A 17866-nucleotide genomic window follows, 5' to 3' on the forward strand; every position below is an offset into this window, starting at 1 on the left:
ATCGCCATCACCATCTTGATGACGCCGCCGACCCCCGAGGCGGCCTGGGTGTGGCCCACGTTGGCCTTCATCGACCCGAGCCACAGGGGCTGTTCGCGGTCCTGGCCGTACGTGGCGAGCAGGGCCTGCGCCTCGATGGGGTCGCCGAGGGGCGTGCCGGTGCCGTGCGCCTCGACGGCGTCCACGTCGGCGGGCGTGAGGGCGGCGGCGGCCAGCACCTGGCGGATCAGGCGCCGCTGGGCGGGGCCGCTGGGGGCGGTGAGGCCGTTGGAGGCGCCGTCCTGGTTGACGCCGCTGCCTGCGATCCGGGCGAGGACGGTGTGGTGGCGGCGGCGGGCGTCCGAGAGCCGTTCGAGCAGGAGCAGGCCGACGCCCTCGGCCCAGTTGGTGCCGTCGGCGTCGGCGGCGAACGGCTTGCAGCGGCCGTCGGCGGCCAGGGTGCGCTCGCGGCTGAACGCCACGTAGGGGTCGGGCTGCGCCATGACGGCCACGCCCCCGGCCAGCGCCAGGTCGCACTCCCCCGCGCGCAGGGCCTGCGCGGCGAGGTGCAGGGCGACCAGCGAGGACGAGCAGGCGGTGTCGACGGCGACGCAGGGCCCTTCGAGGCCGAAGGCGTACGACACCCGTCCGGCGGCGACGTTGCCCGCGGTGCCCTGCTGCATGCCGGAGGCGTAGTCGTGGTAGGTGATGCCCGCGAAGACACCGGTTCGGCTGCCCCGGAGGGCGGAGGGGGCGATCCCGGCGCGTTCGAAGACCTCCCAGGAGGTCTCCAGCAGCAGCCGCTGCTGGGGGTCCATGGCGAGCGCCTCGCGAGGGGACAGTCCGAAGAGTTCGGCGTCGAACTCGCCCGCGTCGTGCAGGAATCCGGCGCGGCGGACGTAGGTGGTGCCGGGCCGGTCGGAGTCGGCGTCGTACAGGGCGTCCAGGTCCCAGCCGCGGTCGGCGGGGAACGGGCCGAGCCCCTCGCCCCCGGCCGCGACCATGCGCCACAGCGCCTCGGGCGAGTCGGCGCCGCCGGGGTAGCGGCAGCCCATCGCGACGATCACCACCGGGTCGTCGTCGGCGGGCACCGGGCCCGTCGGCGGGGCGTCGTCCGGTTCGGACGCGCCGTCCAGGCCGAGTTCGGCGGTGAGGTGGCGGACGAGGTCGGCGGGGGTGGGGTGGTCGAAGACGAGGGTGGCGGAGAGCCGCAGTCCGGTCTCCTGGCCGAGCCGGTTGCGCAGGTTGACGGCGGCGAGCGAGTCGAAGCCGAGTTCCTTGAACGGCTTGTCGTCCCGCACCGGTTCCGTGCTGTCGTAGCCGAGCAGCGCGGCGATCTGGCCGGTGACGAGTTCGGTGACGGCACGCTTGCGGCGGGCGCGGGGAAGGGCGGCGACCCGCCGGGCGAAGCCGCTGTCCTGGCCGGCCGCCCCGGCGGCGCCCCTGCGGACGGTGACGCGCAGCAGTCCTCGCAGTGGCGGGGGCAGTTCACCGGCCTCGGCGTGCGCGCGCAGAGCGGTGGTGTCCAGGCGCAGCGCCATCAGCAGGGCGGCCGGTGTGGTGACGGCCGCGTCGAAGAGGGCCAGTCCGTGGTCGGCGGTGAGGGCGGCGACGCCCTGGGAGGCGGTACGGGCGGTGTGGGCGGCGTCGAGTCCCGCGGTCATGCCCGCGGCGCTCTCCCAGGGCCCCCAGGCCACCGAGGTGGCGGGCAGCCCGGCGGCGCGGCGGTGCTGGGCGAGGGCGTCGAGGAAGGTGTTGGCCGCGGCGTAGTTGGCCTGGCCGGGGTTGCCGAGGAGACCGGCCGCCGAGGAGAACGTGACGAACGCCGACAGGGGCAGCTCGCGGGTCAGTTCGTGGAGGTGGGCGGCGGCCGTGACCTTGGCGCGGAAGACGACGGCGAGGCGTTCGGGGGTGAGGGAGGTGAGCAGGCCGTCGTCGAGGACGCCCGCGGTGTGCACGACGGCGCTGAGCGGCCGGTCGGCGGGCAGTGCGCCGAGGAGCGCGGCGAGCGCGGCACGGTCGGCGACGTCGCAGGCCCGTACGGTCACGTCGGCGCCGAGCGCGGCGAGGTCGGCGCGCAGGCGGTCCGCGCCGGGCGCGTCCGGTCCTGACCGGCTGACCAGCAGCAGCCGCCGGGCGCCGTGGGTGGTGACCAGGTGGCGGGCGAGGAGGGCGCCGAGGCCGCCGGTGCCGCCGGTGATCAGGACGGTGCCGTCCGGGCCGAAGGCGGCCGGGGCGTCGGGGGCGGGCCGCGCCGCCCGCGCGCGGGGTGCCAGGAGGGCGCCGGAGCGGACGGCGAGCTGGGGTTCGGCGCCGCGTAGCGCTTCGGCGGGCGGGGCGTCGTCGGTGTCGCGGTCGACGAGGAGGAAGCGGCCGGGATGTTCCGACTGGGCGGTGCGCACCAGACCCCACAGGGGGGCGTGCGCCAGGTCGGGCACCGGGTCGCCGGGGAGGGCGGCGACGGCGCCCCGGGTGAGGACGGTGAGCCGGGCGGCGCCGAGGCGGTCGTCGGCGAGCCACTCCTGGAGGGTGGTGAGGACGGCGGCGGTGGCGTCGTGGGCGGCTTCGGCGAGGGCGCCGGAACCGGCGGGGCCCGGGGCGCCCACCGGCAGCAGGACGGTCGCGGGGGGTGCCGTGCCCGCGTCCAGGTCGGCGCGCAGAGCGGCCAGGTCGGGGTGGACGCGTACGGCCGCTCCCCCGGCGGCGAGCCGGTCGGCGAGCCCGGCCGCGTCGGGGCCGAGCACGGCCCACTCGGCGTCGGCGGCGGGCGGGGCGCCGGAGGGGGTGGGCACCGGGGTCCAGTCGAGCGTGTAGAGGCCGTCGACGGCGCCGTCGGTGCGGAGTTCGGCGGTCGGCAGGGGTGCGAGGTCGACACCGTCCACGGTGGCGAGGGCGAGCCCCTCGGTGTCGGTGAGGGTGAGCGAGACGTGGCCGGTCCCCGCGCCGGTCACCCGCAGCCGCGCGGTGCGCGCGCCGCCCGCGTGCACGGTGACGCCCCGCCAGTGGCGGGCCAGGGTGACGTGGCCGCGCGGCGCGGCGGGCGCGGCCGACAGGGCGGCCTGTACGGCGGCGTCGAGGAGCACGGGGTGCAGGCCGTAGCCCCCGGTGTCGTCGTCGCGCGGTTCGTCGGGGACGGCGAGGTCGGCGTACAGCTCGCCGTCGTGGCGCCACAGGGCGCGGATGCCCCGGTGGCCGGTGCCGTAGCTGTGCCCGTGCGCGGCCAGCCGCTCGTACACGCTGTCCACGTCGACGGGTTCGGCCCGCTCGGGCGGCCCGGCGAAGAGGGTGACGGGGGCGGCGGGCGCGGCGGTGAGGGTGCCTTCGGCGTGGCGCTGCCAGGGCCGGTCGGCCGTGGCGCCCTCGGGCCGGGAGTGGACGGTGACGGTACGCCGTCCGGTGTCGTCGGCGGCGGTGACCTGGATCTGCAGGCGCAGCGCGCCGTGTTCGGGCAGGGGCAGCGGGTCGTGGAGGGTCAGCTCCTCCAGGGTGGTGCAGCCGGTCTCGTCCCCGGCGCGTACGGCGAGGTCGACGAGGGCGGACGCGGGCAGCAGGGCGATGCCCGCGGTCTCCTGGTCGGCGAGCGGGCCGTGGGCGCGGGCGGAGAGCCGTCCGGTGAGCAGGATGCCGCCGCCCGCGGCGAGTTCGACGGTGACGGCGAGCAGCGGGTGGCGGGCGGCGCCGAGCCCGGCGGAGCGCAGGAACGCGGTGCCGGACGGGGTGGCGGGCAGCCAGGCGCGTCGGCGCTGGAAGGCGTAGGTGGGCAGTTCGGCGGCCGGTACCGGCGGGGTGGCGGGCGGTGTGGTGTGGCGGGCCCAGTCGACGGTGGCGCCGCGCGTGTGGAGGGCGGCGAGGGCGGTCTCGAAGGCGCGGGCGCCCGGCTGGTCGGGGGTCTGGGCCGGTACGGCGAGGACCTCGTCGGGGCCGGGCAGGCTCTGTGCGGCGAGGGCGGTGAGTGTGCCGTCCGGGCCGAGTTCGAGGCAGCGGGTGACGCCGAGGCCGGACAGGACGCGGACGGCGTCGGCGAAGCGGACGGTGTGCCGGACGTGGCGGACCCAGTACTCGGGGTCCGTGAGGTCGGCGGGGTCGGCGGGGCGCCCGGTGAGATCGGAGACGACGGTGAGACGGGGCGGCTGGAAGCCGAGGGCGGCGACGGTCCGCCGGAAGTCCCGCACCATGGGTTCCATGAGCGGGGAGTGGAAGGCGTGGCTGACCCGCAGGGCGGTGACCTTGCGGTCCTGGGCGCGGAAGTGTGCGGCGATCTCCTCGACGGCGGCGGCCTCGCCCGAAATGACCACGGAGCGGGGGCCGTTGACGGCCGCGATGCCGACGCGGGCCGGGTCGAGGAGGGCGGTGGCCTCGTCCTCGGTGGCCTGGACGGCGCTCATCGCGCCGCCCTCGGGCAGCGCCTGCATCAACCGGCCGCGCGCGGCGACGAGTCGGCAGGCGTCCTGGAGGGACCAGACTCCGGCGACGTGGGCGGCGGCGATCTCGCCGATCGAGTGGCCGAGCACGACGTCGGGGCGGACACCGAAGGACTCCGCGAGCCGGAACTGGGCGACCTGGAGCACGAAGAGCGCGGGCTGGGCGTAGCCGGTGTGGTCGAGGAGGTCGGTGCGGGCGCCGAACACGACCTCGTGCAGGGGGATTTCCAGGTCGGCGTCGAGCTGGGCGCACACCTCGTCGAAGGCGTCCGCGAACACCTCGTAGGTGTCGTAGAGGTCGCGTCCCATGCCGGGCCGCTGGGAGCCCTGGCCGGAGAAGAGGAAGGCGGTGCGTCCGGGACCGGCGGTGGAGCCGGTGACCAGGCCGGGCCGGGTACGGCCGTCGGCGAGGGCGTCGAGTCCGAGGAGGAGTTCCCCGGGGTCGGTGCCGAGCAGCACGGCCCGTTCCTCGAAGGCGGTGCGGGTGGTGAGGAGGGCCGCGGCGGTGTGCGCGGGGTCGGCGCCCTGGTGGGTGCGGACGAAGTCCGCGAGCGCGCCGGCCTGGGCGCGGAGCGCCGCGGGGGTGCGGCCGCTGACGATCCAGGGCACGGCGCCGGACGGCAGCCGCAGCGCGGGGGGTTGGCTGTCGGGGCCGGTCGGAGGGAGGTCGGGGGCCTGTTCGAGGACGACGTGGGCGTTGGTGCCCGAGACGCCGAACGCGGAGACCGCGGCACGGCGCGCGGTGTCGGCACGGTGCGGCCAGTCGGTGGTGTCGTGGAGCAGCCGGACCGCGCCGGTGGCCCAGTCGACGCGGGTGGTGGGTTCGTCGGCGTGCAGGGTGCGCGGCAGCACACCGTTGCGCAGGGCGAGGACCATCTTGATGACCCCGGCGACTCCGGCGGCGGCCTGGGTGTGGCCGATGTTGGACTTCACCGAGCCGAGCCACAGGGGCCGTTCGCGGTCCTGGCCGTAGGTGGCGAGCAGCGCCTGTGCCTCGATCGGGTCCCCGAGGGAGGTGCCGGTGCCGTGGGCCTCGACGGCGTCCACCTCGGCCGCCGACAGCCCGGCGGAGGCCAGCGCGGCCCGGATGACGCGCTGTTGGGACGGCCCGTTGGGGGCGGTGAGGCCGTTGGACGCGCCGTCCTGGTTGACCGCGCTCCCCCGGACGACGGCGAGTACCTGGTGCCCGTTGCGGCGGGCGTCGGAGAGCCGCTCGACCACCAGCACGCCGACGCCCTCGCCCCAGCCGGTGCCGTCGGCGTCGTCGGAGAACGCCTTGCAGCGTCCGTCCACCGCGAGCCCCTGCTGGCGCGAGAACTCCACGAAGGCACCCGGTGTCGACATCACGGTGATCCCGCCGGCGAGCGCGAGATCGCACTCACCGGCCCGCAGCGCCTGCACGGCGAGGTGCAGGGCGACGAGCGACGACGAGCAGGCCGTGTCGACGGTCACCGCGGGGCCTTCGAGGCCGAGCACGTACGACACCCGGCCCGAGAGCACGGAGGCGGTGATGCCGGTGGTGAGGTGTCCGTCGGACTCCTCGGGGTTGTCGAGCAGGACGGCGAGGTAGTCCTGCCCGTTGGTGCCGGCGAAGACGCCGGTACGGCTGCCGCGCAGGGTGCCCGGTTCGATGCCCGCGCGTTCCAGGGCCTCCCAGGAGGTCTCCAGCAGGAGCCGCTGCTGCGGGTCCATGGTCCGGGCCTCGCGGGGCGAGATGTCGAAGAACGTCGAGTCGAACAGCGGGGCGTCGTGGAGGAACGCGCCGTGCCGGGAGTACGAGGAGCCGGTGCCGCCCGCGGGGTCGTGGACGGTGTCGAGGTCCCAGCCGCGGTCGTCGGGGAAGCCGGTGACGGTGTCCCGGCCCTCCATGAGGAGTCGCCAGAACGCCTCGGGGGTGTCCGCTCCGCCGGGAAAACGGCAGCCGAGCCCGACGATCGCCACGGGCTCCTGGCGGCTCGCCTCGGCTTCCTGGAGCCGCTTGCGGGTCTGCCGGAGGTCCGTGGTGACGCGCTTCAGGTAGTCCCTCAGCTTGTCCTCGGTGCTGGCCATCGTGTTTCACTTCCTCGCGAGAAATGCCATGAACGGTCCCGTCGCCGGAGCCGGGGGTCAGGAGATCCCGAATTCCTTGTCGATGAGGTCGAACATTTCGTCGTCCGTGGCCTCGTCCAGTCCCGCCCCTTCGTCGTCCGTCGTGTCCTCGGGGACGCTGTCGCCGGTCCACAGGGCCAGCAGACCACGGAGCCTTGCCGTGATCTCGGTGCGGGTGTCGGTGCCGGTGCCGGTCTCCGCCGCGAGGGCCTTCGCCAGCCGGTCGAGGTCGGCGACGACACCGCCGCGCCGGTCGGGGTCGGCGTCGGGGCCGAGCAGGGAGTCGAGGTGGCGGGCGATGTCCGCGGGTGCCGGGTAGTCGAACACCAGCGTGGCCGGGAGGTGTTGGCCGGTGGCGGCGCCGATCCGGTTGCGCAGTTCGACGGCGGTGAGCGAATCGAATCCGGCCTCGCGGAAGGCGCGGGTGGGGTCGATCGCGTCGGGCCGCGCGTGGCCGAGGACGACGGCGGCCTGTTCCCGTACGAGTTCCACGAGCACGGCTGTCCGCTCCTCGGCGCCGAGTCCGGCGAGCCGTCGCCGCAGCGCGTCGGCGCCCGCCCCGGTGGCGGCGTCGGCCAGGGCGGCGCCTGCCTCCGGAAGGTCTGTCAGGAGGGGGGCGGGCCGTGCCGCGGCGAAGGCGGGGGCGAAGCGGGCCCAGTCGACCCGGGCCACGACGGCGGCCGGATCGCCGCCGCCGCCCGCGAGCCGCTCCAGCGCGACGAGCGCCAGGTCGGGGTCGAGGCCGGTCAGGCCGCGGCGGCGCAGGTACTCCTCGATCCCGCCGTCGGCGGCCATGCCGTCCTGCGCCCACGGCCCCCACGCGAGGGACACAGCGGGCAGCCCGTCGGCCCTGCGCCGTTCGGCGAGGGCGTCCAGATAGGCGTTGGCGGCGGCGTAGTTGCCCTGGCCGGGGGATCCGACCGCTCCGGCGAACGACGCGAACAGCACGAACGCCGACAGGTCACGGTCCCGGGTCAGTTCGTCCAGGTTGCGCGCGGCGACGGCCTTGGCGCGCAGGACGGCCGCGAACCGGTCGGGGGTGAGCGCGTCGACCAGTCCGTCGTCGAGGACGCCCGCCGTGTGGACGACGGCGTCGACCGGGTGCTCGGCCAGCAGGGCGGCGAGCGCGTCCCGGTCGGCGGCGTCGCAGGCCGCGACGGTGACGCGGGTGCCGGTGGCGGCGAGTTCGTCGCGCAGCCGGTCCGCGCCGGGGGCGTCCGGGCCGCGTCGGCTGGTCAGGACGAGGTGGCCGGCGCCGCGTGCGGCGGCCCAGTGGGCCACCCGTGCGCCGAGCGCCCCGGTGCCGCCGGTGATGAGGACGGTCCCCGACGGCCGCCAGTCGGAGCCGAGGGCCCCGGGCCCCGTACGGTCGAGGCGGCGTCCGAAGACCCCGGTCGCCCGGATCGCGACCTGGTCCTCGCCCGCGCGGCCGGAGACCACACCGACCAGTCGGCCCACGGTGCGGCGGTCGATGGTGGCGGGCAGGTCGGCGAGACCGCCCCAGCCCGCGGGCCGCTCCAGGGCCGCGACCCGGCCGAGGCCCCAGACGGCGGCCTGCGCCGGGTCGGGTGCGGCGTCCGACCGGTTGACCGCGACGGCGCCCTTCGTCAGGGCCCACAGCGGGGCGGTGACGGCGGCGTCGCCGAGTGCCTGGAGCAGAACGGCGGTGGCGACGGGGGCGGACGGTACGGCGTCCTGCTGGTCGGCGCCGTCCTCGCCGGTGAGGGCGAGGAAGGAGAGTACGCCGGTGACCGGGGTCTGTCCGGCCGCCGCCTCGGCGAGCCGGGCGGCCAGCACGGCGCGCTCGACGCCGGGTTCGCAGAGCACGGTGTGCGGTTCGGCGCCGTTGGCGGCGAGGCCGTCGAGTACGGCGGCGCACCACGGGTCGTCGGCGAGTGCGGCGGGCAGCACGGCGAGCCTGCGGCCGGGCAGGGCCCCGCCGGACACGGCGCCGAGCGGCTTCCAGGAGGCGGTGTAGAGCCAGTCGTCGACGCGGGACTGTTCCTGCCGTCCGCGCCACCAGGTGGACAGAGCGGGCAGGAGTCCGTCGACGGCCTCGGTGGTGACGCCGAGGGAGTCGGCGAGCGTACGGCTGTCGCCGTGTTCGACGGCGGTCCAGAACCGGCTGTCCGGGCGCTCCTCGGGGGCTGCCGCGGCGCCGCCCGCCGGGCGGACGCCCTCGGGCCAGTGGCGCTCGCGGGTGAAGGCGTACGTCGGCAGGTCCACCGCGGTGGCGCGGGCCGGGGCGAACAGAGCGGGCCAGTCGGCCCGGCCGCCGTGCAGGCGCAGCGCGGCGACCGCCGCGGCCAGGCTCACCGGCTCGGGCCGGTCCTTGCGCAGGGTGGGCGTCAGGAGGCGCCCGTCACCTTCGAGGCAGCCTTCGGCGAGCGCGGTGAGGGTGCCGTCGGCTCCCAGCTCCATCCACCAGGAGGCGTCCGTGCCGCGCACCGCGTCCGCGAACCGCACCGGGCGGCGCACGTGCCGTACCCAGTACTCGGGCCGGGCCAGTTCCTCGGCCGCGATCGGCTCACCGGTCACGGTGGACACCAGCGGGATGGCCGGGTGTCGGTAGGTGAGCTGTTCGGCGACGGCGCGGAACTCGTCGAGCATCGGTTCCATGAGCGGGGAGTGGAAGGCGTGCCCGACCCGCAGGGCGGTGGCCTTGCGGTCCTGGGCGCGGAAGTGTGCGGCGATCTCCTCGACGGCGGCGGCCTCGCCCGAAATGACCACGGAGCGGGGGCCGTTGACGGCCGCGATGCCGACGCGGGCCGGGTCGAGGAGGGGCAGCACCTCGTCCTCGGTCGCCTGGAGCGCGACCATCGCACCGCCCTCGGGGAGGGCCTGCATCAGTCGGCCGCGCGCCTCCACGAGACGGCAGGCGTCCGCCAGCGACCACACCCCGGCGACGTGCGCGGCGGCGATCTCACCGATCGAGTGGCCGATCAGCACGTCCGGGCGTACGCCCCACGACTCCAGCAGCCGGAACAGGGCCACTTCGAGGGCGAACAGCGCGGGCTGCGCGAACTCGGTCCTGTTCAGCCGGTCGGCGTCGTCTCCGAAGACGACACCGCCGAGATCGAAGGGCAGTTCCGCGTCGACCGCGTCGAAGGCTTCCGCGAACGCCGGGTGGGCGGCGTACAGCTCCTGTCCCATGCCGAGGCGTTGGGAGCCCTGACCGGCGAACAGGAAGGCCAGCCGTCGGCCGGGGCGTACCTGGTCGGCGGTGAGGGCGGCGGGGTCGTGTTCTCCGGCCGCGAGGGCGCGCAGGGCGCGCAGCAGTTCGGCGCGGTCGGTGGCCAGGACGGTGGCACGGTGGTCCAGCCAGGGGCGGAAGGTCGAGGAGAGGCCGAGGTCGGCGAGGCGCAGCCCCGGGTCGGCCTCGACATGGGCCCACAGGCGTTCGGCCTGATGGCGCAGGGCGGTCTCGGATGCGGCGGACAGGGCGACGGGCGTGACGGGCAGCTCGGCCGGGGCGTCGGGGCGGTCAGCGGCCGGGTGGTCGGCGTCGGGGCGGTCGGCGTCGGGGCGGTCGGCGGCTTCCGGCGCCTGTTCGATGACGACGTGGGCGTTGGTGCCGCTGATGCCGAAGGAGGAGACGCCCGCCCGGCGCGGGCGGCCCTGCGGCCGGGGCCAGTCGACGTTCTCGGTGAGCAGGGCGATGTCCCCTGCGCTCCAGTCGACGAACGGTGACGGGTCGTCGGCGTGCAGGGTGCGCGGCAGCACACCGTGCCGCATCGCCATCACCATCTTGATGATGCCGCCCACCCCGGCCGCGGCCTGGGTGTGGCCGACGTTGGACTTCAACGAGCCGAGCCACAGGGGCTGTTCGCGGTCCTGCCCGTAGGTGGCGAGCAGGGCGTGGGCCTCGACGGGGTCGCCCAGCGGGGTGCCGGTGCCGTGCGCCTCGACGGCGTCGACGTCCGCGTACTTCAGCCCGGCGCCCGCGAGCGCCTCGCGGATCACGCGTTCCTGCGAGGGGCCGTTGGGGGCGGTGAGGCCGTTGCTGGCGCCGTCCTGGTTGACCGCGGAACCGGCGACGACAGCGAGGACGCGGTGGCCGTTGCGGCGGGCGTCGGAGAGCCGTTCCAGGACCAGCATGCCGATGCCCTCGGACCAGGAGGTGCCGTCGGCGCCGGAGCCGAAGGACTTGCAGCGGCCGTCACCGGCCAGGCCGCGCTGCTGGCTGAAGTCGACGAAGGTGTCCGGCGTGGACATCACCATCACACCGCCGGTGAGCGCGAGGTCGCACTCCCCCGCCCGCAGCGACTGGGCGGCCAGGTGCAGGGTGACCAGCGACGACGAGCAGGCGGTGTCGACGGTCATGGCCGGCCCTTCCAGGCCGAACGTGTAGGCGATGCGGCCGGAGTGGACGCTGCTGGTGTTGCCGGTGAGCAGGTAGCCGTCCGAGTCGTGCTCGCTGCCGCGCAGGCAGGAGTGGTAGTCCTGGCCCATCACGCCCGCGAAGACGCCGGTACGGCTGCCGCGCAGGGCGGTCGGGTCGAGCCCGGCGCGCTCCAGGACCTCCCAGGACACCTCCAGCAGCAGCCGCTGCTGCGGGTCCATGGCGAGGGCCTCGCGCGGCGAGATGCCGAAGAGTCCGGCGTCGAAGGACGCGGCGTCGTACAGGAAGCCACCGCGTCGGACGTAGGTCTTGCCGAGGAGGCCCGGCTCGGGGTCGTACAGGGTGTCGAGGTCCCAGCCGCGGTCGGCGGGGAAGTCGCCGATGCCGTCGCCGCCCTCGCTGACCAGCCGCCACAGGTCCTCGGGCGACTCGACGCCGCCGGGGTAGCGGCACGCCATGCCGACGATGACCACCGGGTCGTCGTCGGTGGCCGCCCGTACGGGCAGGACGGGGCCGTGCGCGTCGGCGGTGTCCCCGGTGAGCGCGGCGAGCAGGTGCCGGGCGAGGGCGGTGGGCGAGGGGTGGTCGAAGACGACGGTGGCGGGCAGGCGCAGCCCGGTGGCCTCGTTGACACGGTTGCGCAGTTCGACGGAGGTCAGCGAGTCGAAGCCGAGCTTGGTGAACGCCTGCGCGGCGTCGACTTCGTCGGCGGAGGTGTGTCCGAGGACCTGCGCGACGAGTGCGCGGACCGACTCCAGCAGGTGCGGCTCGCGTTCGGCGGGCGGCAGGGCGGCCAGGAGGGTGCGCAGTGCGTCGCCGCCGGTGCCGTGCCCGCCGCGGTGGGCGGTCGGCCGGGCGGACGCGGTGACCAGGCCCCGCAGCAGCGGGTGCGGCTCGGGGAGGTCGCGCAGGACGCGGTGGTCGAGGCCGACGGAGAGCAGGAGCGGCGGGAGGTCGGCTCCGGAGTCGCGCAGCGCGGCGTCGAGGACGGCGAGCCCCTGCGCGGGGGCGAGCGGGCGTACACCGCCGCGGGCCATGCGCCGCAGGTCCGCGTCGGCGAGCTGGGCGGTCATGCCCGCACCCGGCTCCCAGGGGCCCCAGGCGAGGGAGGCGGCGGGCAGCCCGAGGCGGCGGCGGCACAGGGCGACCGCGTCCACGTAGCTGTTGGCGGCGGCGTAGTTGGCCTGGCCCGCGGTGCCGAGGGTGCCGGAGATCGAGGAGAACAGGACGAACGCGGCCAGGTCCCGGTCCCGGGTGAGCGCGTCGAGGTGCTCGGCGGCGACCGCTTTGGGGCGGGCCACGGTCAGCAGCCGCTCCTCGCTGAGCGACGCCAGTACGCCGTCGTCGAGGACACCGGCGGTGTGGACGACACCGGTCAGGGCGCGGTCGGCCGGTATCGCGTCGAGGACTGCGGCGAGCGCCCGCCGGTCGGCGACGTCGCAGCGGGCCAGGGTGACGTCGGCGCCCATGTCGGTCAGCTCGGCGGCGAGTTCGGCGGCGCCGGGCGCGTCGGGGCCGCGTCGGCTGACGAGCAGCAGGTGGCGTACGTCGTGAGCGGTGACGAGGTGCCGGGCGACCAGGGCGCCGAGACCGCCGGTACCGCCCGTGACCAGGACGGTTCCGTCGGCGAGCCGGACCCGGCCGGCGCGGTCGCGCGGGTCCGTGCCAGACACTCCGGGGGCGGTGACGGCGGGCAACGGGGCCGGAGTGAGCCGGGGCCGGAGCGCGGTGGTGCCCCGGACGGCCAGCTCGGGCTCGGTCCGCGGGCCGTCCTGGCGGGTGAGCAGTCCGACCAGGGTCTCCCAGGACTCGGGGGTGCCGTCGAGGTCGGCGAGCGCGAGACGGCCCGGGTTCTCGGTACGGGCCGAGCGCAGCAGCCCCCAGAGGGCGGCGAGCGCGGGGTCCGCGTCCTCGTCTGGGGTGGCGGCGACCGCGCCGCTGGTGACGACGACCAGGCGTGTTCCGGTGAAGTCGTCGGCCGCGAGCCACTCCTGTACGAGGGCCAGCGCGGCGGTGGTGACGGAGTGGGCGGCGGCGGCCGACCCGTCGAAGACGGCGTCCGGCCGGCCGTTCCACGGCAGCAGTACGTTCTCGGGCACCGCCTCGCCGTCGTGCACGGCGCGGGTCAGCTCGGACCAGGTACGGGCGAGTACGGCGAGGCCCCCCTCGGAGGAGGGCGCGGAGAGCCGGGCCGTATCGGGGGCCAGGGGGTGGTCGGGGTGGACGTGGTCCGTCAGCAGGACGGTACGGGGCGTGGTGGCGGCGGGCAGGGGGGCCGCCTGCGCCGTCGGGTTGTCCGCCGGGGCGAGCGGCGCCCAGTCCAGGCGGTACGTGGGAGCGGCCGGGGCGCCGGCCGGGGCGAGCGGCAGCTCGGCCGGAACCTCGCGGAGAACCAGGGAGTCGACCGAGGCGACCGGCCCACCTGCCGGGTCCGCGAGACGCACGGACACCGCGTCGGCTCCGGCGGGGGCGATCCGTACGCGCAGGGCGCTCGCTCCGGAGGCGTGCAGGGTGAGCCCGTTCCAGGAGAACGGCACCCGTCCCACGCCCGTTTCCCCGAGCGGGCCGAACATCACGGCGTGGAGGGCCGAGTCGAGCAGCGCCGGGTGCACCCCGAACCGGGCCGCGACCGTCTCGTGCTCCTCGGGCAGGACGACCTCGGCGAACACCTCGTCGCCGCGCCGCCACACTTTCCGCAGCCCCTGGAACACCGGCCCGTAGGCCAGCCCCGCGGCGGCGAACCGCTCGTACGCGTCGGCGAGGGGGCAGGGCTCGGCCAGTGGCGGGGGCCACTGTGTGAGGTCGGCCGCCTCGCTTCCGTCGACCGTCGCGGTGGTGGTGCCGGGCGTGGCGGTGGTGGTGCCGGGCGCCAGGACACCGGAGGCGTGCAGCAGCCACGAGCCGTCGTCGGGGGCGCCGTGGGGAGCTTCGGCGGGGCGCGAATGCACCTCGACGGTACGGCGCCCGTCGCCATCGGCGGCTCCGACGGTCACCTGGACCCGTACCGTGCCCTGTTCCGGCAGGACGAGCGGTACCGCCAGGGTCAGTTCCTCGACGGTGGCGCAATCGACCAGTTCACCGGCGCGCAGGACGAGTTCGGCGTGCCCGGCGCCCGGGAAGACCGGCATGCCGAGGACGCTGTGGTCGCGCAGCCAGGGGTGTGAGCCGAGAGCCAGCCGCCCGGTCAGCAGTGCTCCGCCGCCCGCGAGTTCGACCGCCGCGCCGAGGAGCGGATGTCCGGCCGTACCGAGCCCGGCGGCGGCCAGGTCGCCGGACCGGTGCGAAGAGCCCTCCGGCCAGAACCGCTTGCGCTGGAAGGCGTACGTGGGCAGTTCGACGGCGCTACCCGCCCTCCCTCCGGCGGTCGGCACGACCGCCCGCCAATCCACCTCCGCGCCCTGCGTGAACAGCGCCGCGAGAGCCGAGAGAAGGGCAGGCACCTCGGGCCGGTCCTTGCGCAGCGCCGGCACGGCGAGGGCAGGAGCGGAGTCTTCGAGGACCGTCTGCGCGAGCGCGGTGAGGGTGCCGTCCGGCCCGACCTCCAGGAAATGGACGACTCCTTGTTGGCCGAGCGCGCGCACGGCGTCGGCGTAGCGCACGGTCTGCCGGACGTGGCGTACCCAGTAGTCGGGATCGGTCAGCTCGTCCGGCGTAACGGCCCTGCCCGTGACGGTGGAGACCAGCGGCAGCTTCGGCCGCTCGTAGACCAGCCCCTCCGCGACCTTCCGGAACTCCGCCAGCATCGGTTCCATGAGCGGCGAGTGGAAGGCGTGGCTGACCCGCAGAGCCGTGACCTTACGGTCCAGACTCCGGAAGTGCGCCACCACCTCCTCGACAGCGTCCACCTCGCCCGACACGACCACCGAACGCGGACCGTTGACCGCCGCGACACCCACCCGAGCCGCATCCAGAAGAGGCAATACCTCGTCCTCACCGGCCTGGAGCGCGACCATCGCACCACCCTCCGGCAGCGCCTGCATCAACCGACCACGCGCCACCACCAGACGGCACGCATCCGACAGCGACCACACCCCCGCCACATGAGCGGCGGCGATCTCACCGATCGAATGCCCGGCCAGTACGTCCGGACGTACGCCCCACGACTCCAGCAGCCGGAACAGAGCCACTTCCAGCGCGAACAGCGCGGGCTGCGCGAACTCGGTCCGATTCAACCGGTCGGCATCCACGTCCTCATCGAGGACAACGCTCTTGAGGGAGAAGGGGAGTTCCGCGTCGACGGCGTCGAAGGCTTCCGCGAAGACGGGGTACGCCGCGTACAGCTCCCGGCCCATGCCGACACGCTGGGCGCCCTGCCCGGCGAACAGCAGAGCAGCCTTTCCGGTTCGCGCCTGCCCGTCGCCCACCAGCCCTGGAGCATCGGCACCGGCCGCCAGAGCCCGCAGCGCACCCAGCAGCTCGTCCCGACCGGACGCCAGCACAACCGCCCGCTGCTCCAGCACCGTGCGCGAGGCCACCGAAGCCCGAGCGACATCGGCCACACCGACGCCCTCACCGTCGGCCCCCGTGAGCCACTCGTACCAGCGCCCGGCCTGGCCGCGCACGGCCTCCACACCGGCACCGGACAGCACCACAGGCAGCAGCCCGGACTCCGGCCCGGTCAACTCCCCCTCGGCCTCGGCAACCACAGTCGCCGGGGCCTGCTCAAGGATCACGTGGGCGTTGGTCCCGCTGATACCGAACGACGACACACCCGCACGACGCGGACGATCCTCCGAAGTCTGCTCCCACGGGGTGTTCTCGGAGAGGAGACGGACGTCGCCCGCCGACCAGTCCACGTGCGAGGACGGCTCATCGGCATGCAAGGTCCGAGGAAGCACACCGTGGCGCATCCCCATCACCATCTTGATCACACCACCCACACCAGCAGCAGCCTGCGCGTGACCCACGTTCGACTTCAACGACCCCAGCCACAGCGGACGCTCACGGTCCTGCCCGTACGTCGCCAAAAGCGCCTGCGCCTCGATCGGGTCACCCAACGGGGTACCCGTACCATGCGCCTCGACCGCGTCGACGTCCGCCGGAGACAAGCCGGCACCGGCCAGCGCCTGCCGGATCACCCGCTGCTGCGAAGGACCATTCGGAGCCGTCAGACCGTTCGACGCACCATCCTGGTTGACGGCGGAACCCGCCACCACGGCGAGCACGTCGTGGCCATGACGCCGCGCGTCCGACAGCCGCTCCACCACGAGCAGGCCCACACCCTCGGCCCACGCCGTACCATCCGCGCCATCCCCGAACGCCTTGCACCGGCCATCCACCGCAAGCCCCCGCTGCCGCGAAAACTCCACGAACATCTCCGGACCCGACATCACCGTCACACCACCGGCAAGCGCCACATCACACTCACCCGAACGCAACGCCTGAGCCGCCAGATGCAGCGCGACAAGCGACGAAGAACACGCCGTGTCCACCGTCACCGCAGGCCCCTCAAAGCCGAACGTATACGCGATACGGCCTGACACCACACTGCCCGTCGACCCCGTCAGCAGATACCCGTCCGAGTCATGCTCACCAGCCCGCAGAACGCTGCCGTAGTCCTGCGTGATCGCGCCCGCGAAGACGCCGGTACGGCTGCCGCGCAGGGCGGCCGGGTCGATACCCGCGCGCTCCAGGACCTCCCAAGACGTCTCCAGCAGCAGACGCTGCTGGGGATCCATGGCAAGCGCCTCACGCGGCGAGATACCGAACAGCCCCGAATCGAACTCAGCCGCGTCATACAGGAACCCGCCCTGCCGCACGTAGCTGTGTCCCACTCGACCAGGCTCGGGGTCGTAGAGACCTTCCAGGTCCCAACCACGGTCGGTCGGGAAGCCGCCGATCGCGTCCCCGCCCTCACTGACCAGACGCCACAAGTCCTCCGGAGAACCCACACCGCCAGGGAACCGGCACGCCATACCCACGATCACGATCGGGTCCTCGCCCACGACGGACGGCACCAGGGGAAGACCGTCGGCGACGGACTCACCCTCACCGACCAGCTCGGTCAGGAGATGACGTGCGAGCGCGGACGGCGTCGGATAGTCAAAGACCAGCGTCGCGGGCAACCGCAGACCCGTCACACCACCCACCCGATTACGCAACTCCACCGACGTCAGCGAATCGAAACCAAGAGCCTTGAACGGCTGCTCCGCATCAACCTCACCCGCCGACCCATACCCCAGAACAGAAGCCGCCTGCCCACACACCAGATCCCGAACAAACTTCTCACGCTCACCCTCAGCAAGCCCCACCACACGCTGCCTCAGACCAACACCACCCCCCGCATCAGCCGACACCTCCACCACCCGACGCACCGGCACCCGCACCAGACCACGCAACAACCACGGCAACTCACCCCCACCACCACGCAACCCCGCCACATCCAAATGAACCGGCACCACCACCGCCCCATCAAGCGACGACCCCGCGCCCAACACCACATCCAACAACGCGAGACCCGTCTCAGGAGCCAGCGGACGCATACCACCACGCGCCAACCGCCGCAGATCCGCCTCACTCAACTCGGCGGTCATCCCCGCGCCGGGGGCCCAGGGACCCCACGCCAGCGCAACAGCCGGCAGACCAGCCGAACGCCGCACCCCGGCAAAAGCATCCAGGAACGCATTCGCCGCCGCATAGTTACCCTGCCCCGCACCACCGAACGTCCCCGAAACCGACGAGAACATCACGAACGCCGACAGATCCATACGCCGCGTCAACTCATCCAAGTGCACCGCCGCGTCCACCTTCGGCCGCAACACACCCGACATCCGCTCCGCCGTCAACGACGACACCACACCATCATCCAGAACACCCGCAGCATGAACCACCGCAGTCAGCTCACGACCAGCCAACAACGCCTCGACCTGGGCTCGGTCCGCCACATCCACCGCGGCCACCTCGACCCCCGCACCCAACTCCTCCAGCTCCGCCACCAACTGCACCGTGCCATCCGCCTCCATGCCACGACGGCTCACCAGCAACAGACGCGACACCCCATGCGTCTCCACCAGATGCCGGGCCACCAACGCGCCCA

At 74.5% G+C, this 17866-nt stretch carries 2 protein-coding genes; both read right to left on the reverse strand.

All coding sequences use genetic code 11. The features are described 5' to 3' along the window. A partial coding sequence (locus tag DVH02_RS35160; RefSeq protein WP_114624382.1) for a type I polyketide synthase occupies positions 1-6449 on the reverse strand: 6449 nt, incomplete at its 3' end. Positions 6450-6506: 57 nt separating this feature from the next. After that, positions 6507-17866 (reverse strand): type I polyketide synthase (locus DVH02_RS15360; protein WP_114624383.1); only part of this gene is annotated, 11360 nt, incomplete at its 5' end.

This window comes from Streptomyces corynorhini, assembly GCF_003346515.1.
Classification (GTDB): Bacteria; Actinomycetota; Actinomycetes; order Streptomycetales; family Streptomycetaceae; genus Streptomyces; species Streptomyces corynorhini.